Raw genomic sequence first — 24,626 nt, forward strand, 5'->3', positions numbered from 1 at the left:
TTCCTACAGGTATCGGTGTTCCCCGGAATTGCGTGAAGAACCATAAAAAAGGCGCCCGAGGGCGCCAAAATTCACCTGAACCGAGGGAGCCAGGTGAGGCCGTTCTACTTGCAGGAGAGGCAGCGGTGGTAAGGCGCTGCGTGAACGGAAAAGGTTTGAACATCGTACTTGATCGAACACATCACTCCGTAGGAGCTGCCGGAGGCTGCGATCTTTTGATTTTGCTTCGGCACGAACTCTCAAGATCAAAAGATCGCAGCCTCCGGCAGCTCCTACAAAAGCAGGTGAATTACTGGCCGAGTTTCACCTTGGTCCAGCCCCGGGTCATGATCCGCTGGACGGCAATCGGCTGGTCCGGCACGGCATAGAGCGTGGCCATCACCGCTTCCGGCGGATAGGAGCCCGGATCGTTGCGGATCGCTTCATCCACCAGTGGCGTGGCCGCAGCGTTGGCGTTGCTGTAGCCGATGTTGTTGGTGATGTCGGCAATCACGTCGGGGCGCATCAGGAAGTTCATGAACAGGTACGCATTCTCGACGTTGGCGGCATCGCGGGGAATGGCGAGCATGTCGTAGAAACTGGCGGCGCCTTCTTTCGGGATGCTGTAGTCGATCTTCACCTTGTCCCCGGCTTCCTGGGCGCGGGCCTTGGCCTGCAGCACGTCGCCGGAGTAACCGACGGCCACGCAAATGTTGCCGTTGGCCAGGTCGGAGATGTATTTCGAGGAATGGAAGTACGCCACGTTCGGGCGAATCTTCATGAACAGCGCCTCGGCTTCGGCGATGTGCTGTTTGTCCTGATCGTTCACCGGGTAGCCCAGGTAGTGCAGGGCGGTCGGGATCATTTCAGTCGGCGAATCGAGGAAACTGATGCCGCAGGCTTTGAGCTTCTCGGCGTTTTCCGGTTTGAACAGCAGGTCCCAGGAGTTGGTCGGGGCGTTGGCGCCGAGCACTTCCCTGACCTTCTGCGGGTTGAAACCGATGCCGATCGAGCCCCACATGTACGGGATGGCGTGGGCGTTATCGGGATCGCTGGCGGAGGCGTTTTTCAGCAGCACCGGGTTGAGGTTTTTCCAGTTCGACAGCTTCGTCTTGTCCAGTTCCTGATAGACGCCGGCCTTGATCTGCTTGGCCAGGAAGCTGTTGGACGGCACGACGATGTCGTAGCCGGACTTGCCTGCCAGCAGGCGTGCCTCAAGGGTTTCGTTGCTGTCGAAGACATCGTAGGTCACCTGGATGCCAGTCTCGTCCTCGAACTTCTTGACGGTATCCGGGCCAATGTAATCCGACCAGTTATAGACGCGCAGAACCTTGTCATTGGCCTGGGCACCAGTGGCGATTGCGCCCAATAAGGACAGTGTCAGCAGAGTCCTGCCAAACATTTTCATCGGTACAACTCCATTTCTTTTTTATTCAAAAACACAAAGCAAAATTGCAATCAACATAAAACCTGTGACGAGGGAGGGTACCCATCATCCTGTAGGCGCTGTGTAGGAGCTGTCGAGTGCAACGAGGCTGCGATCTTTTGAAGGCAAGATCAAAAGATCGCAGCCTGCGGCAGCTCCTACATTAGGCGGTGGTCCCTGCCATTTGTTTTTGAGGCTGCTGCCAGGATTCGCTGGCGGTCTGGTCCATGGCTTCCTGGATCGCGCGCTTGCGGGTGGCTTCGGCGCGGCGGCTGAAGTACCAGACCATGAAGGTCACGATCGACACGGCCAACAGGATCAGGCTGGCCACGGCGTTGATCTCGGGCTTGACCCCAAGGCGCACCGCCGAGAACACTTCCATCGGCAGGGTCGTGGAGCCCGGGCCGGACACGAAGCTCGCCAGCACCAGGTCATCGAGCGACAGGGCGAACGACATCATGCCGCCGGCCGCCAGTGACGGCGCGATCATCGGAATGGTGATCAGGAAAAACACCTTGAACGGCTTCGCACCCAGATCCATGGCCGCTTCTTCGATGGACAGGTCCAGTTCGCGAAGGCGGGCGGAGACTACCACCGCCACATAAGCGGCACAAAACGTGGTGTGGGCGATCCAGATGGTGACGATGCCACGCTCCATCGGCCAGCCGATCAACTGCGCCATGGCCACGAACAGCAGCAACAGCGACAGACCGGTGATCACTTCAGGCATCACCAGCGGCGCGGTGACCAGGCCACCGAACAGCGTGCGACCCTTGAAGCGGGTAACGCGGGTCAGGACGAACGCGGCCAGCGTCCCGAGTGCGACTGCCGCAATCGCGGTGTAGCAGGCGATTTCCAGCGAGCGCAACACAGAGCCCATCAACTGGCTGTTGTCGAGCAGACCGGCGTACCACTTGAACGACCAGCCACCCCACACCGTCACCAGCTTGGAGGCGTTGAACGAGTAGATCACCAGGATCAGCATCGGCAGGTAGATAAACGACAGGCCGAAAATCAGCATGAACTTTGAAAATCCGAAGCGTTTCATCCCCGTGCCTCCATCTCTTTGGCCTGGCTGCGGTTGAACAGCAGAATCGGCACAATCAGGATCAACAGCATCACCACCGCCAGGGCGGACGCCACCGGCCAGTCGCGGTTGTTGAAGAACTCTTGCCACAACACACGGCCGATCATCAGGGTTTCCGGGCCGCCCAGCAGTTCCGGAATCACGAACTCACCGACCACCGGAATGAACACCAGCATGCAACCGGCGATGATGCCGTTCTTGGCCAGCGGCACGGTGATTTTCCAGAAGCTGTTGAAGGTGCTCGAACCCAGGTCCGATGCCGCTTCCAGCAGGCTCTGGTCATGCTTGACCAGGTTGGCGTACAGCGGCAGCACCATGAACGGCAGATACGCATACACCACGCCGATGTAGACGGCGATGTTGGTGTTGAGGATCTCGATCGGGTGTGACGTCAGCCCGGTCCACATCAGGAAGCCATTGAGCAGGCCGTTGTTGCTGAGGATGCCCATCCACGCATAAACGCGAATCAGGATCGCGGTCCAGGTCGGCATCATGATCAGCAGCATCAGCACGTTCTGCGCTTCCTTGCTGGCCTTGGTGATGGCGTAGGCCATCGGGAAACCGATCACCAGGCACATCACTGTGCTGAAAAACGCCACCTTCAACGACCCCAGGTAGGCGGACAGGTACAGCTCATCCTCGCCCAGCAGGGTGTAGTTGCCGATGTTGAGCAACAGCTGGAATTTCTGCTCGGCGTAGGTGTAGATCTCCGAGTAGGGCGGAATGGCCAGGGCCGCTTCCGAGAAGCTGATCTTCATCACCAGAAAGAACGGCAGCATGAAGAACAGGAACAGCCAGATGAACGGAATCCCGATGACGAACTTGCGCCCGCTGGGGACCCACCTCAGGAATTGCTGATTGAAGGTTTTCATGCGCGCAGTACCACGCCGCTGTCGTCTTCCCACCACACGTAGACCTGATCGTCCCAGGTCGGACGCGCACCACGGCGTTCGGCGTTGGCCATGAACGACTGGACGATCTTGCCCCCGGGCAGCTCGACGTAGAACACCGAGTGGCCACCGAGGTAGGCGATGTCATGCACTTTGCCGGCGGACCAGTTGTAGCGGTTCTCCGGCTTGACGGTGCTGACCAGCAGTTTTTCCGGGCGGATCGCGTAGGTGATCGACTTGTCCTGCACCGACGTGCTGACGCCATGACCGACGTAGATCTTCTGCTCCAAGTCCGGGCTGTGGATGATCGCGTGACCTTCCAGGTCCTCGACCACGGTGCCGTCGAAGGCGTTCACGTTGCCGATGAATTCGCAGACCATGCGGCTGACCGGTGCTTCATAAATGTCCACCGGGCTGCCGATCTGGGCGATCCAGCCCAGGTGCATGATCGCGATGCGCTGGGCCATGGTCATGGCTTCTTCCTGGTCGTGGGTCACCATCACGCAGGTCACGCCCACGCGCTCGATGATCTCGACAAGTTCAAGCTGCATTTGCGATCGCAGCTTTTTATCCAGGGCGCCCATCGGTTCGTCGAGCAGCAGCAGCTTCGGACGCTTGGCCAGGGAACGGGCCAGGGCCACGCGCTGACGCTGGCCGCCGGACAGCTGGTGCGGCTTGCGCTTGGCGTACTGGGTCATGTGCACCAGGCGCAGCATCTCCTGCACCCGGGCGTCGATTTCGGCCGCTGGCAAACGGTCCTGCTTGAGGCCGAAGGCGATGTTCTGCGCCACCGTCATGTGCGGGAACAGCGCGTAGGACTGGAACATCATGTTGATCGGTCGTTCGTACGGCGGCATGTCGGTGATGTCGACGCCGTCGAGCAGAATCCGGCCCTCGGTCGGGCGCTCGAAACCGGCGAGCATGCGCAGCAGGGTCGATTTGCCGGAACCGGAACCACCGAGCAGGGCGAAGATTTCGCCCTGGTGGATTTCCAGGGACACATCGTCCACGGCGGTGGTTTCGTCGAACTTCTTGGTGACGCGATCGATTTTCACCAACACCTTTTTCGGTGCCTGGTGACCCTCAAGAGCCTTCCTGTAGATGCTGGAGGCGTTTGCCATGTGAAACTCCCAACAGGTTTCAGTCGCCCGGCCAACACGGCCCGGCTTAATAGTGGATTGCAAACCCGTATCGGGGACTTCGGTCAGAACGCAGACCCTGTGGGAGCGAGCTTGCTCGCGATGAGGCCGGCACAATCGACATTGATGTCACCTGACACATCGCTATCGCGAGCAAGCTCGCTCCCACAGGGATTTGCGTTTGCTGATCGAACTCACCCATACCGCTCGGGTTTATTCGGCGCCGCCATCCTGGCTGCCTGGTCGTACTTGTTGTTATTGCAGTGTGTTGTTTTCGCGAGCGGGGCACGCAAAAGCGCCTGCCCGCTCGCGTTGGGCAGTTAATCGTTGAATGTGGGTATCAGTTCGTCAGTTCGAGTGACGCAGAGCCGCCCGTTGCCGGCAGGCTTCGCCGAACGCCTGGAAAATACTCAGATAAGGAGGGTTGCTCAGCACCTGCCATTCCGGGTGCCATTGCACGCCGAGGGCAAAGGCCTTGCTGTTCTCGACCGAGATCGCCTCGATCAGGCCATCGGGCGCGACGGCTTCGGCGCGCAGGCCGGGAGCGAGGCGGTCGATGCCCTGGCTGTGAATCGAGTTCACCTGGAACACCGCAGGCAGGTCCAGCGCTTCGAACACACCGCCCGGCTGCACATTCACCCCGTGAGCGGGAGCGTATTGCACGGCCAGGTCCGGATGGTCGGCCTCGCGATGGTCGAGCAAGCCCGGGAGCTCATGGACCTTCTGATGCAGGCTGCCGCCGAACGCCACGTTCATTTCCTGGAAGCCACGGCAGATGCCGAGCACCGGCACGCCCGCTGCAATAGCGGCGCGGATCAGCGGAAGGGTGGTGGCATCCCGCGCCGGATCGTGATCCGTGCCGGGGGCGCTGTCGGGGCCTTGATAGTGGAAGGGTTCCACGTTCGACGGCGAGCCGGTCAGCAACAGACCGTCGAGCTGCGGCAGCAGGTCCTCGATGTCGGTCAGGTCGCCTAAGGAAGGAATAACGACAGGCAGCCCCAGCGCGGCAACGCTGACAGCACGCAAGTACTTGTCACCGCTGATGTGGTAGGGGTGCAGGCCAATCTGTTTGACGCATGCAGTAACGCCGATCAATGGCTTGAATGCCATTTTTATCACCTCGAAGTTTCACACTTGAACGAGCTTTTCCGGAGCTTAGCCTTGTTGATTTTAATTAACAACTCTCATGTAAAAAATTCTAAACGCCGCACGTCCGATCTTCAGGATTTACGCGTGTTTGAGGGCGTATCTGGCACTCTCGTCCCCCTGAGAGGCCCGAAAATAAACGTTGAAAGGCCAGGTGTTCGCTATTGACTTCACTTTGCCTTTCGGATTGACTGGGCTCGTGAAAGGGCGGTGAACATAATAATTAACAGTAAAAAATAGGTGCATCATGTCGGTCCCTCTGCGTACCGTTCAACTCAACGAAGCAAACGCATTCCTTAAGAAATATCCTGAGGTTTTGTACGTCGACCTTCTGATTGCGGATATGAACGGTGTGGTGCGCGGTAAGCGCATCGAACGCACCAGTCTTCATAAGGTTTACGAGAAAGGCATCAACCTGCCGGCGTCTCTGTTCGCTCTGGACATCAATGGTTCCACGGTGGAAAGCACCGGCCTGGGTCTGGACATCGGCGATGCCGACCGGATCTGCTACCCGATCCCCGGCACCCTCAGCATCGAGCCATGGCAGAAGCGCCCGACCGCGCAACTGCTGATGACCATGCACGAAATCGAAGGCCAGCCGTTCTTCGCCGACCCGCGTGAAGTACTGGCCAATATCGTGCGCAAGTTCGACGACCTGGGCCTGACCATCTGCGCCGCGTTCGAGCTGGAGTTCTACCTGATCGACCAGGACAACGTGAACGGTCGTCCGCAATCGCCGCGTTCGCCGGTTTCCGGCAAGCGTCCGATGTCGACCCAGGTGTACCTGATCGACGACCTCGACGAATACGTCGACTGCCTGCAAGACATCCTCGAAGGCGCGAAAGAGCAGGGCATCCCGGCTGACGCCATCGTCAAGGAAAGCGCCCCGGCGCAATTCGAAGTCAACCTGCATCATGTGGCTGACCCAATCAAGGCGTGCGACTACGCCGTCCTGCTCAAGCGTCTGGTGAAGAACATCGCCTACGACCACGAGATGGACACCACCTTCATGGCCAAGCCGTATCCGGGCCAGGCAGGTAACGGTCTGCACGTGCACATTTCGATTCTCGACAAAGAAGGCAACAACATCTTTGCCAGCGAGGATCCCGAGCAGAACGCCGCGCTGCGACACGCGATCGGCGGTGTGCTCGAGACCCTGCCGGCGCAGATGGCGTTCCTTTGCCCGAACGTCAACTCGTACCGTCGTTTCGGCGCTCAGTTCTACGTGCCGAACTCGCCGAGCTGGGGCATCGACAACCGCACCGTGGCCGTGCGTGTACCGACCGGTTCGCCGGACTCGGTGCGCATCGAACACCGCGTAGCGGGCGCCGATGCCAACCCGTACCTGCTGATGGCTTCGGTATTGGCGGGCGTGCACCACGGCCTGACCAACCAGATCGAGCCGGGCGCCCCGGTGGAAGGCAACAGCTACGAGCAGAACGAGCAGAGCCTGCCGAACAACCTGCGCGACGCCCTGCGCGAGCTGGACGACAGCGAAGTCATGGCGCGCTACATCGACCCGATGTACATCGACGTGTTCGTGGCGTGCAAGGAAAGCGAGCTGGCCGAGTTCGAGAACTCCATCTCGGACCTTGAGTACAACTGGTACTTGCACACGGTCTGATTGGCAGCTACCCGCCACACCCTTGATGGCGGGTGACTACCCCTGTAGGAGCTGCCGAAGGCTGCGATCTTTTGACTTTTGCTTTTAAGATCAAAAGATCGCAGCCTTCGGCAGCTCCTACAGGGATCGGGTTTCAAGTTTTTGATTGAGGGCATTCGGCCCGACGATCACCTATTCCCCTGCGTCGAGTCACAACCATGACAAACACTCGCAGCGATTGGGAGCAACGCTTCCAGTCCCTCTCTATTGAAGGTCGCGCATTCATTGACGGCCAATACTGCGCGGCCGCCAGTGGCGCCACGTTCGAATGCATCAGCCCCGTGGACGGTCGTTTCCTGGCGAACGTCGCCGGCACCGACGAAGCCGACGCCAATGCGGCGGTCGCCGTGGCGCGTCGCACCTTCGAATCCGGCGTGTGGGCCAACCTGGCCCCGGCCGAGCGCAAGCGCATCCTGATCCGTTTCGCCGATCTGATCCTGGCCAACCAGGAAGAACTGGCCCTGCTCGAAACCCTCGACATGGGCAAGCCGATCAGCGACTCCATGAGCATCGATATTCCGGCGACCGCCAACGCGATCCGCTGGACCGCCGAAGCCATCGACAAGATCTACGACGAAGTCGCCGCCACGCCCCAGGATCAGCTTGGCCTGGTGACCCGCGAAGCAGTCGGTGTGGTCGCGGCCATCGTGCCGTGGAACTTCCCGCTGATCATGGCCAGCTGGAAATTCGCCCCGGCCCTGGCGATGGGCAACTCGTTCATCCTCAAACCTTCGGAAAAGTCCCCGCTGACCGCGATCCGCATCGCGCAACTGGCGCTGGATGCCGGCATCCCCAAAGGCGTGTTCAACGTCCTGCCGGGCTACGGCCACACCGTGGGCAAGGCGCTGGCGTTACACATGGACGTCGACGTGCTGGCCTTCACCGGCTCCACGGCGATCGCCAAGCAACTGATGATCTACGCTGGGCAAAGCAACATGAAACGCGTCTGGGCCGAAGCCGGGGGCAAGAGCGCCAACGTGGTGTTCGCCGATGCGCCGGACCTGCGCGTCGCCGCACAAGCCGCGGCCGGTGCCATTGCTTTCAACCAGGGCGAAGTCTGCACCGCCGGTTCGCGCCTGCTGGTGGAGCGTTCGATCCGCGAGCAGTTCATTCCATTGCTGGTGGAAGCCCTGCAAGCCTGGAAACCGGGCCACGCCCTCGATCCTGCGACCACCGTCGGCGCGGTCGTGGACCAGCGTCAACTGGACAACGTGCTGCGCTACATCGGCATCGGCAAAGAGCAGGGCGCCGAACTGATCGCGGGCGGCAGCCGCACCCTCGAAGACACCGGTGGCCAGTACGTGGAACCGACGATTTTCGACGGCGTGACCAACGCCATGACTATTGCCCGGGAAGAAATCTTCGGCCCGGTGCTGTCGGTCATCACCTTCGACACTGCTGAAGAAGCCCTGGCAATTGCCAACGACAGCATCTTCGGCCTGGCCGCCGGCGTGTGGACCAGCAACCTGAGCAAGGCCCACACCTTCGCCCGTGGCCTGCGTGCCGGCAGCGTCTGGGTCAACCAGTACGACGGCGGCGACATGACCGCGCCGTTCGGCGGGTTCAAGCAGTCGGGTAACGGTCGGGACAAATCGCTGCACGCGTTCGACAAGTACACCGAACTCAAAGCGACCTGGATCAAGCTCTGATAACAATAAAGCGACGGTCGCCGGCTCTGTCGGCGGCCATCGGAGAAACGTATGAAACAGAACTCTTCAACACAACAGCATGTAAACAGCTACTACGCCGCCACCCGCAACTTCACCGGCGATTTCCCGGTGCTGGAAGGGGCGGTGGACTGCGACGTCTGCGTGATCGGCGCCGGCTACACCGGCCTGTCCTCGGCCCTGTTCCTCGCTGAAGCGGGCTACAGCGTGACCGTGCTCGAAGCAGCCAAGGTCGGCTTCGGCGCCAGCGGTCGCAACGGCGGCCAGCTGGTCAACTCCTACAGCCGCGACGTCGATGTCATCGAAGAGCGCTACGGCGACAAGACTGCCGAAATCCTCGGCAGCATGATTTTCGAAGGCGCCGACATCATCCGTCAGCGCATACAGCACTACGACATCCAGTGCGACTACCGCCCAGGCGGTATCTTCGCGGCGATGAACAAGAAACAACTCAAGGGCCTGGCCGAGCAGAAGAAGAGCTGGGAACGCTACGGCAACAAGAACCTGAAAATGCTCGACGCGGCCGACATCAAGCGCGAAGTCGGTTCCGAAGCCTATGTCGGCGGCCTGCTGGACATGCAGGGCGGCCACATTCACCCGCTGAACCTGGCACTCGGCGAGGCTTCGGCCATCATCGGCCTGGGCGGCAAGATCTACGAGCAATCGGCGGCGGTGGAAATCACCTACGGCGAGCCCATCACCGTGCGCACGGCAAAAGGCGTGGTCAAGGCCAAGTACCTGCTGATCGCCGGTAACGCCTACCTGCCGCAGGGCCTGGACAACCGCGTGACCAGCAAGAGCATGCCGTGCGGTTCGCAGATCGTCGTCACCGAGCCGTTGTCGCAGCAGCAGGCCCGCAGCCTGATCAAGAACAACTACTGCGTCGAAGACTGCAACTACCTGCTCGACTACTACCGCCTGACCGCCGACAACCGCCTGCTGTACGGTGGTGGCGTGGTCTACGGTGCGCGCGAGCCGGACGACATCGACCAACTGATCCGCCCGAAGATCCTCAAGACCTTCCCGCAATTGAAGGACGTGAAGATCGATTACCGCTGGACCGGCAACTTCCTGCTGACCATGTCGCGCATGCCGCAATTCGGCCGTATCGAGAAGAACGCCTACTACATGCAGGGCTACAGCGGCCACGGCGTGACCTGTTCGCACCTGGCCGGCAAACTGATCTCGGAAATGATCCGTGGCGACGCCGAGCGCTTCGATGCGTTTGCCTCGCTGCCGCACATGCCGATGATCGGCGGGCGCACCTTCTCGGCGCCGTTGACCGCCCTGGGCGCCGTGTACTACTCGCTGCGTGACCGTTTCGGCATCTAAGCTTTACCTCGCCGGCGGCTGCCTCCCAAAAGCTGGCCGCCGGTTTTTTACATCAGCAACACCGCAAACCACCTGTGGGAGCGGGCTTGCTCGCGAAGAGGCCATATCAGTCACCATAGATGTCGCCTGACACACCGCTTTCGCGAGCAAGCCCGCTCCCACAGGTCTTGTGACTTAACTCAGAAATATCACCAACAGGTTGTTTTCTTCAGCCGTTTATCGAACCTGCTGAGCATTATGAACAAACGTGATTTAATAGCCGCCTTTCACGTTTCCGGGACCGGAAAACGGCGTGATCCGCGCCTGCACTCCACCCCCATTACCCTTAAGTAGCACGCACATAAGGCTGTCATGGACACGGGCTCACGACTCAAATTAGTACGCGAAAGCTACAAACTGTCCCAGCGCGAGCTGGCCCGGCGTAGCGGCGTCACCAATGCAACCATCTCCCTGATCGAACAGAATCGGGTCAGTCCTTCCGTCAGCTCCCTGAAGAAATTGCTGGAGGGCATCCCCATGTCCCTGGCCGACTTCTTCACCTTCGATCAGCCACCGCGCGAACACCAGTACGTCTTCCGTGCCAACGAACAGCCCGACCTCGGTCGCCATGGCCTGCGCCTGCTGCTGATCGGCGCGTCCGTGCCAAGCCGGCAGATGCGCTTGCTGCGCGAGCAATACGCACCGGGTGCAAGCTCTGGCGAAGAGCCGATCGTGCATTCCGAAGGCGAGGAGTGTGGGTTGGTGACCCGGGGCACCGTGGAGTTGACCGTGGATGGCCAGGTGAGCGTGCTCAACGCCGGGGATGGCTATTACTTCCCGACGACCTTGCCGCACCGGTTTCGCAACATCGGGGCGGATGAGGCGGAAATCATCAGCGCCAACACACCGGCGAACTTCTGATAACCGCTTTACAGGCAGGGTTCATCAGCAACCAACCGTCAAAACCCGCATCTGATGCGGGTTTTTTTATCACTCGAATCTGGTTATGGCCTGGCATCTTGAAGTGCAGCGCTGGTCATTCCCGCTGCTCAAGAGGAAACACTGCACCCTTTGCGGGTTATATCGATCTGTTGGTAGTCGGCGCGGTTTTCTTTCTGCAGGGTGTCCAACAGAGCCAAGGTTGCTTGCGGATCATTGAGCGGTAATGTCTTGAGTACCTCGACATCGACATCCCACCACTGGCTGTTGATCAGCGCCTCGATCAACTCGGGTGTGTGCCGATACCTGACAATTTTTGCCGGGGTGCCGGCAACAATGGCGTACGGTGGCACGTCATGGGCAACCAGGGCGCGGGTTGCGATGACTGCGCCGGTGCCTATGGTCACGCCTTCCAGGATCATCGCGCTATGGCCGATCCAGACGTCATGCCCAATCGTGATGTCCGCAACCTCCGGGTCGTAAACCAGCGCCGTGTCGGTATATTGAAAGGGATGTGAACTGAGCCAGTCCAACGGATGCGAGCTCTTTTGCTGGCCGATAAAACAGCTGCTGCTAATGGAACAAAACCTGCCAATGGAGGAGACCGCCGAAAGGAAGCAGTCACTGCGGATATAGGTATGCGCGCCGATCTCCAGCTTTTTTGATTCTATGACCACATTCCCAAGCGTCACGCCTTCTTCAATGGTCAGTGTCGTTCTTTTGTGCAGTGACAATAAACCGCCCGCCACTTTGCATTTGTGTTTGCGAATCCATCTTTTCCAGTAACTGTTTCGCAAATAGCTGATTATTTTTTTCATGACGGGCTGTCTTGGATATCCGTAATAGGGCTTGGTCATGGCCCCATGAGCCAGCGGCCGAGTCTAAATGAATCGGCGGGGGAGATGAATTTTTTAGACGTTTTTCAAAAAACCGCTTTTGTGCGTCTCGGGCGCTGATCAGTGCAGGAACTGCGCCGGATGAGGGTCGTGAGCAATGTGCTGCTAATACACCGGCGAGTTTATGATCAGGGATTCAACGATCATTGTTTGGCCGCAAATTTCCGTCGTTGTTGATCGTCCATCCGGAAATCGTTTTTGTGGACAGAGAGAAGGCGTATTGCCATCATTGCGCTTCTTGCACCTCAAAAGGATTTCTTCTCATGCGCAAGCTACTTCTTCTGGTCATGTTGGCCGTTGTAGTAACGGGTTGTTCCAGTCGTAAAGAATTTTACGCAACCGGCGGGAGCCGAGCGGATGGCTCGATCGATATGGCTTACGACTTCAAACCTTTCGAGACTCCGGTCGTTGATTACAAGCAGGCTGAGTCGATTGCAAACAGCAAATGTGCGGTGTGGGGTTACGAGCGCGCAGAACCCTTCGGTGGTCAAACCCAGAATTGTCAGTCAAGAGATGGCTGGGGTAATTGCAACGCCGGGCAGATGATCGTCAAGTATCAATGCATTGGAAATATCACACCACCAAACCAGGCTTCAGCGTCTTCGCAGTCGTCTGTACCGGTTGGAATGCTGACGCCTGCTCAGTACAAGGAAGCGCGAGTGAAGGCTTTGATGGACAAAAAGCTCCCTTACGCTGAGTACCAGAAGGAATATCAGGCGATCATGGCTGAATAGTTCAGTCGATATCGTTTCCGCTGCTCGGTTTCATTTCTTTAGTCTGAGTGCGGTCGTCGGTTGAAAAGCAAAAAGTGAGATTTTGAGCGAGCAACAAAAACCCGCAGAAATGCGGGTTTTTTGTGCTTGAAAAATATCACTGCTTCTTCGGCCCCTCAAACCCTCGCTGCTCGATCACCCCAAACACATCCCGCACATCCTGAAGCAGAATCCGCGAAATGTTGGTGACGGTGTTGATGTCGTTTTCGGCGTAGTCGGGGAGGCTGGTGCAGGCCATGAGGTTGAGGTATTGCAGGACGGCGTTGAGACGTTCGGCGGCGCAGTTGTGGAGTTCGCGCAGCGGGGCGTCGCTGTCGATGAGGAGGACGGGGTAGCTGGTTGCGATTTGTTTCATGGGGGTGAAGCGGCGAGGCGGATTTTGCATTGTCATAAGGTAGAACTCTTCAAAGGTTCGTGAAGTGCCACCTTTTGCTGCGAAACAAATGGGTGGCAGCTATGTGCGGGTTCGCAGACCGGAGAAGAGTCAAGCCGGCAGACCCGAAGGTCTCCCACACACAGCCGCCATAAAACGAAACGGCGGCAAATTTTGCCACAGTTGTCATTTAGCTGTGTTCCTTCTTCTACAGGGCTGCGAAACCCAATCGCCAACTCAAGTCAGCGACCGGCGCACATTAGGCATGGATTTCGACGGCTGCAACCGGCCTGTAGGACGCCAAAAGCCCCCTGTGGCGAGGGAGCTTGCTCCCGCTCGGCGGCTCCGGCGCCGTAAAACGGGGCGCTGCGGTGTGTCTGAGGAAATGAGTTGCAAGGGATGAGGGCTGCTTCGCAGCCCAGCGGGAGCAAGCTCCCTCGTCACGGGGGGTAAATTCCTACAAATTATTCAGACGTCAAAATTGAACGTTCGTCGGATGGCGGGTTGCTACCATCGCAATTGCCTGCCGATATCAACACGGCTGCTACGCTTGGTCGTTGCAGTGCCCGAGCCCCATTCCTGCTCACGCTGCAAGGGTTATCACGGAGTGCGACATCCATTCCTGTCGGCAACCTGCACGGAGGCAGGCGATGGTGATCAAAAGCATGGCCGATCCGACTGCGGCGGGGGTTCCCGAGCCGCTCGATCGGGAAGAAATCGAGCGGGTGCTGGCGCTATTGCTGGTCAGCCCGTTGTTTGCCAAGTCCAGGCGCATGGGCAGTTTGTTGCGCTTTCTGGTCGAGCACGACCTTCAGGCTTGCAAAACGCCGCTGACCGAACACGCCATCGGCATCGCGGTGTTTCGTCGTGACCCGGCAGTGTATTGCACGGGCGACGATCCGGTGGTGCGAGTGCAGGTGGGGCGCTTGCGGCGCAAGCTCGCAGCGCATTACGCCGGCAACGGCCAGCAGGACTCGGTGCGTTTGTGCATTCCACCCGGGTGTTATCGCTTGACCTATCAGCGGCTGCGGCCCAAGGGCGTCGGCACTCGCCATCCGGTGGTCCAGATCCAGCCGTTTACCTGCCTCACCCGCGATGGCGATGACTTTACCCGGGGCTTGTGCGAGGAGTTGAGCTGCCGATTGTTCGAGTCGTTCGAGCAGGCGCAGACCGGGACCAATCATGTGTTGATGCGGGTGGCACGCAACAGCGAGCCGGTACCGGACTTCAAGCGTGGCGGGCGTTACAGCTATTGCCTGGAGGGCAGCGTGCGGGTCGAGCCTTCGCGGGTGCGAGCGTCATTGCGCCTGGTGGATGTGGCGCAGGGGCGGATTCGCTGGTCGGCGCAGTTCGATCGTGATCGACCCTATGGCATCGCCACCCAGGAGGACCTCGCGCAGTCGATCTGTCGCTCGCTGACGGGCTACTTCGCCACGACGGGCAAAGAGGAGTGAAAGGGCAACCGCAAGGTTGCCCCGGCATGACGGTTACACGGTTTTCCACTGACCGCCTTCGTAAAGGCGAGCTGCGGTGTTATCGAACGTCAGGTCGATTTCGATCGCCTTGGAGCGTGAGGTACTGAACATGGTGCTGGTCTGTACGTTCTGTTCGAACCACACGAGGATGGTTTCCACCGGCGTCAGCACGGTATTGCCGGTGACGACCTGGTTTACGGCCACGTAGATTGGCGTACTGACCTGATTGCCATCGATACCGGTGGACAACTGGTTGACCCCCGGATGAATCGGCGCGTAGTTGTTCACGAAAGTCAGGGAAGTGTCCGGGCCACCGGTTACCGCCGGGCTCAGCAGGCCGCTTTCATCAAGTGTCGAGGTTTGCCCAAGGCCAATGTTGACGATGTTGGTCGAGACTTTGACTTGCACGTTTTCCTTGAACACGTTGGAGGCGAACAGCTGATACTGCGGCGTCCAGCTGAACTCGTTGTTGCTCAGGTACGCGTCATAGGACTGCCAGACCACGTTGTAGTCGGCGTCACCTACCTTCTTGGCAAAGCACAGCTTGTAGCCGGACTTCTTCAGCAGCGTCAGGTCTCCGGCGGCGATTTCGATGGTGACGGTTTTTTGCGAAGCCGCCAGGGCCGACCTCAGTACCCGGCCGTAATCTGACGCCTTCAGTTGCGTTGCACCCATGATCGACTTGACGGCTTCTTGCACATCATTGTGAAGCTGCTGGCTCTGTTGGCTGACAGCGATTGATTTGCTCATGGTTTCCCTCTTCCTTGGTGGTGTGTTGGGCAAATAATGGGCTGCTGGCGCTTGGCGCTGCAGTCCATTGACGGCTTCACTCTAGGGTCGAGGGGCAGGGCGGCTAAGTGTCTTGGTGTTACAAGCGGGTATCGGGGTTGTATCAGGGGCTGAGCCAGCGGGGCAGCCGATCGACCGCCCCGCCTTGACCTCAGGCGGCCCTGGCATCGGCCCAGACGAAGTTCCAGCTGGTGCGTTTGCCCTTGGCGATCTCGATCAGCTTGTTCTCGTACACCGTGTGATTGACCACGCCGGTGTAGGTCAGGGTGCGGGCGGCATTGGTCCCGGTGACCTCGTCCGGCTTGCCGCCCGCCTCGAACATGGCTTTTTTCATGTCGGCATCCGACGGGGCGCTGCTCTGGTTTTTTTCCACTTTGACGAAACTCATGATTCACCTCTTCCGTGATGGGGGGATCGGTGCAAGCGCGGGCCGACAAGTCGACGACCCTGTTCCACACCGACGGCCATACTCTATTGGCCCGTTCGGCGGCGCAGAAGTGACAACTGCGCCGCTGAGGTAACAATCGGGAAACAGCGCCACGCTTTGAAGTATCTGCGACGTATCAAGCGTGGATTCACGTCGAAGCGTCGCAACGTGTTCTTGATGAGTGCAGTGGCGGCCACGTTGGTACTAGCATGTTTTTCGGATGTCAGGGCTGTGTGATGAGCAAGCGCAGTGAGATGCCTATAATTGACAAGCCCCATCCTCCGGCAAACGCCTGCAAGGCTTCGATCGGATGAGCGTAGACGGTTTGGCGGTTGGTGACTTGATGGAACCAACTTCGTCTATAACATCTAAATATTCAGGGAATATTCCCCACGACGAAGGAATGAATCATGTTCAGGACTCGATCATTGATTGCAGCTGTTACCTGTTTGGCTCTGGTCTGCGGCTCGGTGACGGCGCTGGCTGATCCCGGTAATGGCCAGGGTAGCGGGAAAGTCACCCATGGCAACCAAGGCAACAAGGGCCAGGGCAACCAGGGTGGTCATGGCAACAAGAACAAGAATTCCGGCGGCGGCGGGGACTGGAGCAATGGCCCGAGCATCAACCGTGGCAGCGTGCTCGAGATCATTGGTGTGAATACGGGCTACTGGAGCCCAGGGCCTGACTTGCCACCGGGTATTCAGAAGAACCTTGCCCGAGGCAAGCCGCTTCCACCCGGTATCGCCAAAAAACTCGATGGCCGACTCGTCGGCAGGCTGCCCCACTATGATGGCTACGAATGGCAGCAAGTCGGCACGGACCTGATCCTGGTTGCGCTGGCCACCGGGCTTGTCTATGAAATTCTCGACGGTGCGTTTGATTGACGTGTGGAAGGTAGTCTTCCCGCTGATTCAAAGTGCTCCAGCCGTTTGTCGTGGTACTTGAACTGTTGGAGGGATATCGCGTCATACCTAACGCGATATCAACCTCCTATGGAAGCAATCATGCTTTTTAAAAACAAGAGTCTCGTTGCTGTAATGTCATGCGCCATGATGCTTGCAGCCGCCCCTTTGCTGCCTGATGGCCTGTCGATCATGGGCTCCGCATACGCGAAGGACGGCGGTGGCGGTGGCGGTGGCGGCGGAAACGGCGGCGGTGGCGGCGGTGGAAATGGCGGCGGTAACGGCGGTGGTAATGGTGGCGGAAACGGCGCAGGTCACGGCGGCGGCATGGGTGGCGGACACGCCGGTACCGGCCACTCCGGCAGTAACGGCCGCGGCAACGGGCTGGACAGCGACCATGCTGGCAAATCCGTGCGCGACCATGGCCTGAGCGGAAACCACTACGGCAGTGCGCGCAACGATGACAGCGGTCATGGCAGCATGACCTCGGGCATCGCCCATTCCAAGGATACTCGTGGCGTCGCCAAGGCCACGGCCATTTCGGCCTCGACGCCGGGTGAGCACAACACCAAAGGCTTGAGTAAAGCCGGGCTGTCGACCTCGAAAAAAACCCATTGAGTTCGCGGCGACAGATCAGTTTCTAAAAAAGCAAAAAACCCGCTGCAAGGCGGGTTTTTTTATGCCTGGAAATTGATCGGCGACCACCGCGCAGCTTGTTCTCCGCCAGCACAACAGGCATTACACGGACAGAAAACGAGCCACCTGGACACATCGCGCAGTGATTTGCGTACGCGGGCGATTTGTCATGTTCAGCGCCATTTCAATGTAGATATTAGTCAGCCCAACGCGATTTCAATGAGGCTGCACTGTGTTCCAACGACTTGTGTGTTCGCTGTCTGTTTTGAGCCTGTCCATCGCTGCCGCCCAGGCTGCCGAGACTGTCCCCCTCAACACCCCACGCCTGAAGAGCATCGATAACTTGCGCGATGTCGCCGGTCTCACCACCGCGTACACCACGGCCAATGACGGCACGATGCGGGGCGGGGTGTTTTACCGCTCCAACGCGCTGACGCCATCGGCGGCGGATCTGGCGACCCTCAACGGCCTGGGCATCAAGGCGGTCTACGACTTGCGCACGCCAACCGAAATCGCCGCTACGCCCGACACGATGCCCGCGGGTGCGACGTACACCAACATCGACATCATCGGCGGCTCCACGTCGGGCGCGAACGTCACCAACGTCGCGTTCCACAGCGCCGCCGAAGCCACCGCCATGATGCAGGACACCAACCGGGATTTCGTCCGCAACGCTGGGATGCGCAGCGAGTTCAACCAGCTGTTCAATGAGCTGGCCACGGTCGACGGCGCGGCTGTGTTCCACTGCACCGCCGGCAAGGACCGCACGGGCTGGACCGCCGCTGTGCTGCAAAGCATCGCCGGGCTCGACGATGCTACCATCATGAGCAACTACCTGGCGACCAACGACTACACCGCCGCGCGTATGAGGGCGACCCTGGCGGCGTTGCCACCGAACCTGGCGACCATCTATGGCCCGTTGATCGGTGTAGAGGCCAGTTACCTGCAGGCCGGCCTGGACGAGGTGACCGCGCAGTACGGCACGATGGATAACTACCTCAAGGAAGGCCTCGGCCTGTCCCAGGAAACCATCTACGTGCTGCGCGGCAAGATGGTGTTCTACAACAGCCTGCCGGGCGCGGCGGACCTGGCTGGCAACGCCGCGGCCGGCGCGCAGTTGTTGCAGCAACTGCAGAACAGCAACCTGTCGGGCACCTACAGCGCCTACAACTACTACCTGCAGTCGGCCATCGATGCCCGCAGCCTCGGGGGCGTGGAGTCCACCGTCGGCGGTCAGGTGCACGCCGACGCCGCCAGCTACCTGCTGCGCCAGGGCGCGATGATCGAACAGGCCGCCGCGCCGTTCACCAGCGGAATCGACCTCAAGGTCGGGCAATATCGCCTGTGGAGCACCGCGTTGGCGGGGTATCTGGGCACCGATGGTTCCTCCCAGGCCTCCAGCAGCAACGAGCATAGCCAGGGCATGATGATCGGCCTGACCCAGCGCTTTTCCGAACAGCTCAGCGCCCATGCCGGCTTTGGCTACAGCAGCGGCAATGTCGGTGGCGCAGGTGGCGAGGCCGATACTGACCTGACCTTCTTCAGCGTCGGCGCACGCTTTGCCCCGAACGGCCTGGAGCGCGGCCTGTTTGTGGATGCCGATGCCAGCGCCGGCTATCTCGATTACGAGAGCAAGCGTGAACTGGGCGGCGGTCTGGGCACGGCCAAGGGCGACAGCCATGGCAACCTCACCGGCGCGACCCTGGCCCTCGGTTACCGTGTACCGGTGAATGGCGTGACCCTCGAACCGAGCCTCGGCGTGCGGATCAGTCACGTCAACCTGTCGGGTTTCCAGGAAAAAGGCAGCGAACTGGCCCTGGACGTCGACGGCATCCACGAGACCCGCAAGAGCGCGGTGGCCAACCTCAACGCATCCTTTGCGCCTGTCAGCCTCGGTGCCTGGCAAGTGGTGCCGGGCCTGCAAGTGGGCTACGAGCATGTGTTGGGTGACCATGAGGTCGACAGCGAAGGGCAACTGCTGGGCCTGGACATCGAACAGCAAGCCGCCTTCGACAACCGTGACCAGTTCACCGGTGGCGTCAACGTCATGGCCAACCTTGGTCCGTGGAGCGTGGGGGCAGAAGTCGGCGCCAGCGGTGGCGGCGATAGCCACGGCTTCAATGGCGGGCTGAAGGCCAGTTATCTGTTCTGACGATCAGTTGAGGCAATCTGTGGGAGTGAGCCTGCTCGCGAAGTGGTCGTGTCAGTCGACGTAGATGTTGAATGTCACTCCGCCTTCGCGAGCAAGCCCGCTCCCACAGTGGTTTTTTGTCGTACGCGGGAATTGTGTTCGACACCGATCAAAGTGTGGGAGCGGGCTTGCTCGCGAAGGCGGACTCACAGCTAACGAAGAGGGCGGCTGACATTCCGCTTTCGCGAGTGCTCCCGCTAACCCCTCAATTGATCGCCATCGGCCGCGCTCGCAGGCCCTTTCTCACGTCTGCGGGACTGATGCCGTAGGCACTCTGGAAATACTGGCAAAACCGCCCGACATTGCTGAAGCCCTGTTGCAAGGCCACGTCTGTCACCGACGGCGATACCTCCTGGGACAGCGCGGCAAAGGCGCGCTCCAGGCGGACCTGACGCTGATAGGCAACGATCGAAGTGCCCATGAAACGCTGAAAACCTTCCTGCAAAGCGCGCAGGCTGACGTTGGTCAATTGCGCCAGCTCGGTGCCGCTGGCCAGGTGATCGGGGTGCTCCTGAATGTACTCGACAGCGAGCTTCACATGCCGTGGCGCAATCGATGGGGAAGGGCGCCGGAGGGCTTCGGTGAAGTTGTGCGGCCAGGCTTCCAGTACCGCATCGACCAGCATCTCGCGAAGACGCGAAGGCATCAGCGAACCGCTGTTGATCAGCAGGTCGAACTCGGTGCCCGTGGCCAGGTCAATCAATGCGCGGATGCCCTGCAAGGCCAAGACATTCAGGTCCACCACCGGCTCGAAATGCACCTTTTGCAGGATAGGTTTACCCAGCAGCGTCGACAGGCGCTCGGTGATCAGCCGGCGGCTGATCGAAATCCCGTGCTGTGCGTGGTTGTCGACAAAGCGCGTCGAGTGGACCTCGGCCTTGTCGATTGCCAGGCCTGTCTGCGCGAAGCCGACCGACTCGGTGACGTGGTTGAAGATGATCTTGCCGGCGGTGGGGATGACAAAGGTGATTTCATCAAGGGGGGCGGGAAAAGCCACCGTGAAGTCACCGCGATAGTGCATGCGACGAAAACTGACACCTTCGTGCCGGCCGTAGACCCCGCCGATGATGATGTTTTTCGGCGGCGGCGGTGAGTCGCTATAGAGGTTGCCGAACAGGTTCGAGAACAACGCGCCAAAGTCGTCGCAGCTCATGTCGTCGGACCTGATGATGATTTGCTTGCGCGTCGTGCTTGCGTACACCTGAAGTGGCACCTTGAGCGGATGGGCAAAGCCCCGGTACAGGGAACTGGGGCGATCGGAGATCGAGCGGATGCGATTCGGGAAAACGCTTGGACGTTATCAGTGAGTAATGACAGGTTTGTTACCGGTTGTTGCCGTCGCCCCCGTTTCCGTCCATCCGACGCCACCGCTCGCACCGGACAACCGGTGGCGCGAGCGGTACTCGGGCGTGGGCCGGCTTGCAAGGGCCGCGGCTATTTCACCGGCTCTGTTGCCTTGATATCCCCGCAAAAGATATCGACGTTGCCATCGGTCGGAGCCGTTCGCACGACCACCGAATACTTGCCGTCAAGCAGGGTTTGCAACGGCACAGGCGCGGTCCGGGTAAAAGACCAGCCGCGTACGGGTTGGGCTTCGGTGTTGACGGTGTCGTTCATCGCGTAGGCGACTGACCCGGGTTGCTGGCAGGTGCCGTTATTGATGAACGAGTAAAGGCGCAGGGGCAGGGTAACCCCCATTGGAGCACCGCTGATGAAGAAACTGAGCCCGGTTTTCTTGTCCCAGTCGGTCAAGGTGACAGTGCCGATCTGACCGGCGTTTTGCCGGGTGGCGACCAGGTTGACGTTCACGCCGTGGGTCGATGAAGTGGTGCAGCCGAAAAGGCTTGCCGCAACCATGAGTGCTGCCAGTGAGGTTCTGAGCTTCATTGCCAAACTCCTGGGTTGAAGAACTGCAAGGGGGAGAATTAGCGGGTATAGCTCATTTATCGCTTTCATGACGTCGTCCATACGAGGCTTCCCCTTTCAGCGAGGACGTGATGGACGCCTTCGAGCCTGAATCAACGAATCCATTCATCGCCGCACAAACCGGCTACATTTGTAATCTACCGAGCGCCATTACCCGGACATTTACCGGTGTATTCGACCCATGCCCCACCCTTTGAATTTCCCGAGCCCGAGCTGATTGCCTGCTGGCACACGCGCTTTGATGCCGATGAAGGTTTGCAATGGTTGCGCGTGCAGTTAAAGGATTGTGCGGTCAGTTGAGCCCACTCATCATCCGCATGGAAGATTTGCCACTGGAGTGACTGATGAATCAACAAGGCAGCCATCCGCAAGAGCGGATTCCAGGTGCTCCACAACGGGGAACCTTGCGCAGCCTGTTGATCCCGGAATGGCTTGGCAACTACCGGCCAGACTGGCTGCGCAGCGATGTGGTCGCCGGGCTGACGGCAGCGGCGGTGGTCATACCCAAGGCGCTGGCGTACGCCACCATTGCCGGCCTGCCGGTGCAGGTCGGGCTGTACACGGCGCTGGTGCCGATGGTGATCTATGCCGTGCTCGGCACGTCGCGCCCGCTTAGCGTCAGCACCACGACCACCCTGGCCATTCTCGCCGGCTCCGCACTGGGCCAGATCAGCCCCGATGGCGATACGGCGACCTTGCTCGCCGGTTCCGCGACGCTGGCCCTGATGGTGGGCGCGATCCTCATCGTCGCGGGACTGCTGCGCCTGGGTTTCGTCGCCAATTTCATTTCCGAACCGGTGCTGGTGGGGTTCAAGGCCGGCATCGGCGTGGTCATCGTGCTCGACCAGTTGCCCAAGTTGTTGGGCACGCACATCGACAAAGGCGGCTTCCTGCACAACCTGGTGGCCACGGTCCAGAGCGCCGGCCATGCCTCGCTGCCGACCGTGGCGGTCGGCGTGTTCATGGTCCTGCTGCTGGTAGGCATGAAGCGATTTACGCCCCGGCTGCCCGCACCCTTGATTGCGGTGGCGCTTGGCATCATCGGCATGAGCCTGTTTGGCCTGGAGCGCTTTGGTGTGTCCGCCGTCGGCGTGGTGCCGATCGGGTTGCCCGCGCCGACCCTGCCGGTATGGTCGATGGCCGAGACCCTGTGGTCCTCGGCGATGGGGATCGCGCTGATGAGTTTCACCGAAACCATCGCGGCGGGGCGCGCGTTCGCCCGCAGTGACGAGCCCGCGCCACAACCGAACCGGGAACTGCTGGCCACGGGCGTTGCCAACATCGGTGGCGCGTTTCTCGGGGCCATGGTCGCCGGTGGCGGCACCACCCAGACGGCGGTGAACCGCCTGGCCGGCGCCCGCTCGCAACTGGCCGCACTGGTCACCGCCGCACTGGCACTGGGCACCTGTCTGCTGCTGGCACCGCTCATTGGCCTGATGCCCAACGCCACGCTCGCGGCCGTGGTGATCGTGTATTCGGTGGGCCTGATCGAGCCGGCGGAATTTCGCGAGATACTGTCGGTTCGCCGTACCGAATTTGCCTGGGCCGTGGTGGCCATGATCGGCGTGATCCTGCTGGGCACGCTGCAAGGGATCGTCGTGGCGATCATCGTCTCGTTGCTGGCCCTGGCCTATCAGGTCTCGGACCCGCCCGTGCATGTCCTGGGACGCAAGCCCGGCACCAACGTCTATCGTCCGCAGGCCACGGACAACGCAGACGACGAACACTTTGACGGGTTGCTGTTGCTCAGGCCCGAAGGGCGGGTGTTCTTCGCCAATGCCCAGCGCATCGCCGACAAGATCCGCCCGCTGATTGACGTGGCGAACCCCAAGGTCGTGGTTCTGGACCTGCGCAGCGTGTTCGACCTGGAATACACCGCGCTGAAAATGCTCACCGGGGCGGAACAGCAACTGCAGGAAAAAGGCATTTCATTGTGGCTGGTGGGCATGAGCCCGAGCGTATGGGAGATGGTCATCAAGGCCCCCCTGGGCCATGCGCTGGGCGAGGCGCGCATGTTCCTGAACCTGGAACTGGCGGTTGAACATTATCAGCGCAGTCGACGCTGAATGAACGCGGCCGGGGACACTCCGGACGCTATGTGACGCATTGAAGGAGTTAACTGGCATGGCGAAGAAGAAGGCGGCAAGCAAAAGCAAACCGGTTGAAAGCGGCAAGCTCAGGAACAAGGTGTATCTCGAGGAACTGGCGCGGCTGCATGTCGAGATGGTCAAGCTGCAGGAGTGGGTGCAGCACACGGGCGCCAAGGTGTGCATCATCTTCGAGGGCCGCGATGGCGCCGGCAAAGGCGGAACCATCAAGGCGCTCACCGAGCGGGTCAGTCCGCGGGTGTTCCGGGTAATGGCGCTGCCGGCGCCGACCGAGCGGGAAAAAAGCCAGATGTATGTGCAGCGTTATCTGCCGCACCTGCCGGCGGCCGGTGAAGTGGTGATCTTCGATCGCAGCTGGTACAACCGCGCCGGAGTCGAGCGGGTCATGGGCTTTTGCACTGAAGAGCAGGTGCGCAATTTTCTCACCTCGGTGCCGCGCGTCGAGCAGGCACTGGTGGAATCGGGAATCATCCTGATCAAGTACTGGCTTGAAGTGAGCCAGGAGGAACAGACCCGACGCCTCAAGGAGCGTATCACCGACGGGCGCAAGATCTGGAAGCTGTCGCCCATGGACCTCAAGTCCTATAACCGCTGGTACGACTACTCCCGTGCCCGGGACGACATGTTCGAGGCCACCGATACAAACTTCGCCCCGTGGCGGGTCGCCAACTCGAATGACAAGCGACGGGCGCGACTGAACATCATCAGCGATGTGCTCAACAGTATTCCTTATGAGGAAGTACCGCGGGCGAAGGTGAAACTGCCCAAGCGCCAAAGTCCTGGTAACTATCGGGATCCGAACTATCCGTTCAAATTCATCGCGGAAAAATTCTAGAACGATGCATTGGACAGGAGCCGGCCCGGACCGGCTCCTGCTGCATGC

22 protein-coding genes are annotated in these 24,626 nt (G+C 59.9%); 11 read left to right on the forward strand and 11 right to left on the reverse strand.

From position 1 onward, the window contains the following. Positions 1-289 precede the first annotated feature (289 nt). The 5 genes from ACM6G4_RS12450 to ACM6G4_RS12470 form a co-directional block, all read right to left on the reverse strand. Positions 290-1,387, reverse strand: a complete 1,098-nt coding sequence (locus tag ACM6G4_RS12450) for a polyamine ABC transporter substrate-binding protein (RefSeq protein ID WP_056727970.1) — start codon at positions 1,385-1,387, stop codon at positions 290-292. A gap of 181 nt (positions 1,388-1,568) precedes the next feature. Continuing rightward, on the reverse strand, positions 1,569-2,453 hold the full coding sequence (locus ACM6G4_RS12455) for an ABC transporter permease subunit (protein ID WP_414913798.1): 885 nt from the start codon (positions 2,451-2,453) through the stop codon (positions 1,569-1,571). After that, positions 2,450-3,364 (reverse strand): ABC transporter permease subunit, encoded by a 915-nt coding sequence (locus ACM6G4_RS12460; RefSeq protein WP_056727966.1) that lies wholly within the window; start codon positions 3,362-3,364, stop codon positions 2,450-2,452. The genes ACM6G4_RS12455 and ACM6G4_RS12460 overlap by 4 nt, the downstream gene beginning before the upstream one ends. Then, positions 3,361-4,503 (reverse strand): polyamine ABC transporter ATP-binding protein, encoded by a 1,143-nt coding sequence (potA, locus tag ACM6G4_RS12465; RefSeq protein WP_046042409.1) that lies wholly within the window; start codon positions 4,501-4,503, stop codon positions 3,361-3,363. Before potA ends, ACM6G4_RS12460 begins: the two co-directional genes overlap by 4 nt. Positions 4,504-4,869: 366 nt before the next feature. After that, a complete protein-coding gene (locus tag ACM6G4_RS12470) occupies positions 4,870-5,631 on the reverse strand; it encodes a gamma-glutamyl-gamma-aminobutyrate hydrolase family protein (protein WP_414913799.1) in 762 nt (253 codons plus the stop codon). A 283-nt stretch (positions 5,632-5,914) separates the two neighbouring features. Between ACM6G4_RS12470 and ACM6G4_RS12475 the strand changes: the two genes are divergently transcribed. The 4 genes from ACM6G4_RS12475 (at position 5,915) to ACM6G4_RS12490 (ending at position 11,229) form a co-directional block, all read left to right on the forward strand. Beyond that, positions 5,915-7,291 (forward strand): glutamine synthetase family protein, encoded by a 1,377-nt coding sequence (locus ACM6G4_RS12475; protein WP_056727960.1) that lies wholly within the window; start codon positions 5,915-5,917, stop codon positions 7,289-7,291. A gap of 197 nt (positions 7,292-7,488) precedes the next feature. After that, complete coding sequence (locus ACM6G4_RS12480) at positions 7,489-8,979, forward strand: aldehyde dehydrogenase (protein ID WP_409078738.1); 1,491 nt, start codon at positions 7,489-7,491, stop codon at positions 8,977-8,979. A 51-nt stretch (positions 8,980-9,030) separates the two neighbouring features. Continuing rightward, positions 9,031-10,329 (forward strand): NAD(P)/FAD-dependent oxidoreductase, encoded by a 1,299-nt coding sequence (locus ACM6G4_RS12485; RefSeq protein ID WP_056727956.1) that lies wholly within the window; start codon positions 9,031-9,033, stop codon positions 10,327-10,329. Between the two features lie 351 nt (positions 10,330-10,680). Further along, the gene (locus ACM6G4_RS12490; protein ID WP_007975263.1) at positions 10,681-11,229 is read left to right on the forward strand and encodes a cupin domain-containing protein; all 549 of its coding nucleotides are present in this window, start codon (positions 10,681-10,683) and stop codon (positions 11,227-11,229) included. Between the two features lie 128 nt (positions 11,230-11,357). On the opposite strand, the gene ACM6G4_RS12495 is transcribed toward ACM6G4_RS12490, so the two are convergent. After that, entirely contained in the window at positions 11,358-12,065 is a 708-nt protein-coding gene (locus ACM6G4_RS12495) for a CatB-related O-acetyltransferase (protein WP_414913803.1), read from the reverse strand. A 341-nt stretch (positions 12,066-12,406) separates the two neighbouring features. On the opposite strand from ACM6G4_RS12495, the gene yecR reads away from it, so the two are divergent. Beyond that, positions 12,407-12,877 carry a YecR family lipoprotein gene (gene yecR / locus ACM6G4_RS12500; protein ID WP_056727954.1) on the forward strand — a complete coding sequence of 157 codons (471 nt, stop codon included), beginning with the start codon at positions 12,407-12,409 and terminating at the stop codon, positions 12,875-12,877. Positions 12,878-13,013: 136 nt separating this feature from the next. Here the strand turns inward: yecR and ACM6G4_RS12505 are convergent, their stop codons facing one another. Then, on the reverse strand, positions 13,014-13,307 hold the full coding sequence (locus ACM6G4_RS12505) for a hypothetical protein (RefSeq protein ID WP_056727952.1): 294 nt from the start codon (positions 13,305-13,307) through the stop codon (positions 13,014-13,016). Positions 13,308-13,939: 632 nt separating this feature from the next. On the opposite strand from ACM6G4_RS12505, the gene ACM6G4_RS12510 reads away from it, so the two are divergent. Further along, the gene (locus ACM6G4_RS12510; RefSeq protein WP_056727950.1) at positions 13,940-14,743 is read left to right on the forward strand and encodes a hypothetical protein; all 804 of its coding nucleotides are present in this window, start codon (positions 13,940-13,942) and stop codon (positions 14,741-14,743) included. A gap of 33 nt (positions 14,744-14,776) precedes the next feature. Here ACM6G4_RS12510 and ACM6G4_RS12515 read toward each other — a convergent pair whose 3' ends face one another. Both ACM6G4_RS12515 and ACM6G4_RS12520 read right to left on the reverse strand, forming a co-directional pair. Then, positions 14,777-15,514, reverse strand: coding sequence for a hypothetical protein (locus ACM6G4_RS12515; RefSeq protein WP_056727948.1), 738 nt, complete (start codon positions 15,512-15,514; stop codon positions 14,777-14,779). Between the two features lie 190 nt (positions 15,515-15,704). After that, positions 15,705-15,941 carry a hypothetical protein gene (locus ACM6G4_RS12520; RefSeq protein ID WP_056727946.1) on the reverse strand — a complete coding sequence of 79 codons (237 nt, stop codon included), beginning with the start codon at positions 15,939-15,941 and terminating at the stop codon, positions 15,705-15,707. 449 nt (positions 15,942-16,390) lie between these two features. Between ACM6G4_RS12520 and ACM6G4_RS12525 the strand changes: the two genes are divergently transcribed. The 3 genes from ACM6G4_RS12525 (at position 16,391) to ACM6G4_RS12535 (ending at position 19,670) form a co-directional block, all read left to right on the forward strand. Next, positions 16,391-16,864 (forward strand): anti-virulence regulator CigR family protein, encoded by a 474-nt coding sequence (locus tag ACM6G4_RS12525; RefSeq protein WP_223542409.1) that lies wholly within the window; start codon positions 16,391-16,393, stop codon positions 16,862-16,864. Between the two features lie 120 nt (positions 16,865-16,984). Continuing rightward, a complete protein-coding gene (locus ACM6G4_RS12530; protein ID WP_414913800.1) occupies positions 16,985-17,500 on the forward strand; it encodes a hypothetical protein in 516 nt (171 codons plus the stop codon). Between the two features lie 250 nt (positions 17,501-17,750). After that, a complete protein-coding gene (locus ACM6G4_RS12535) occupies positions 17,751-19,670 on the forward strand; it encodes a tyrosine-protein phosphatase (RefSeq protein ID WP_414913801.1) in 1,920 nt (639 codons plus the stop codon). Between the two features lie 244 nt (positions 19,671-19,914). Here ACM6G4_RS12535 and ACM6G4_RS12540 read toward each other — a convergent pair whose 3' ends face one another. Both ACM6G4_RS12540 and ACM6G4_RS12545 read right to left on the reverse strand, forming a co-directional pair. Continuing rightward, the gene (locus ACM6G4_RS12540) at positions 19,915-20,862 is read right to left on the reverse strand and encodes an AraC family transcriptional regulator (protein ID WP_236709759.1); all 948 of its coding nucleotides are present in this window, start codon (positions 20,860-20,862) and stop codon (positions 19,915-19,917) included. A 281-nt stretch (positions 20,863-21,143) separates the two neighbouring features. Then, positions 21,144-21,596, reverse strand: a complete 453-nt coding sequence (locus ACM6G4_RS12545) for a hypothetical protein (protein WP_056727937.1) — start codon at positions 21,594-21,596, stop codon at positions 21,144-21,146. Between the two features lie 383 nt (positions 21,597-21,979). Between ACM6G4_RS12545 and ACM6G4_RS12550 the strand changes: the two genes are divergently transcribed. Continuing rightward, on the forward strand, positions 21,980-23,701 hold the full coding sequence (locus ACM6G4_RS12550; RefSeq protein ID WP_056727935.1) for a SulP family inorganic anion transporter: 1,722 nt from the start codon (positions 21,980-21,982) through the stop codon (positions 23,699-23,701). A 58-nt stretch (positions 23,702-23,759) separates the two neighbouring features. Continuing rightward, positions 23,760-24,578: a polyphosphate kinase 2 gene (gene ppk2 / locus ACM6G4_RS12555; RefSeq protein ID WP_414913802.1), complete on the forward strand. Its 819-nt coding sequence runs from the start codon at positions 23,760-23,762 to the stop codon at positions 24,576-24,578. Positions 24,579-24,626: the final 48 nt, after the last annotated feature.

Origin of the sequence: Pseudomonas sp. IT-P258 (genome assembly GCF_949767825.1) — a bacterium.
Lineage (GTDB): Bacteria > Pseudomonadota > Gammaproteobacteria > Pseudomonadales > Pseudomonadaceae > Aquipseudomonas > Aquipseudomonas monachiensis.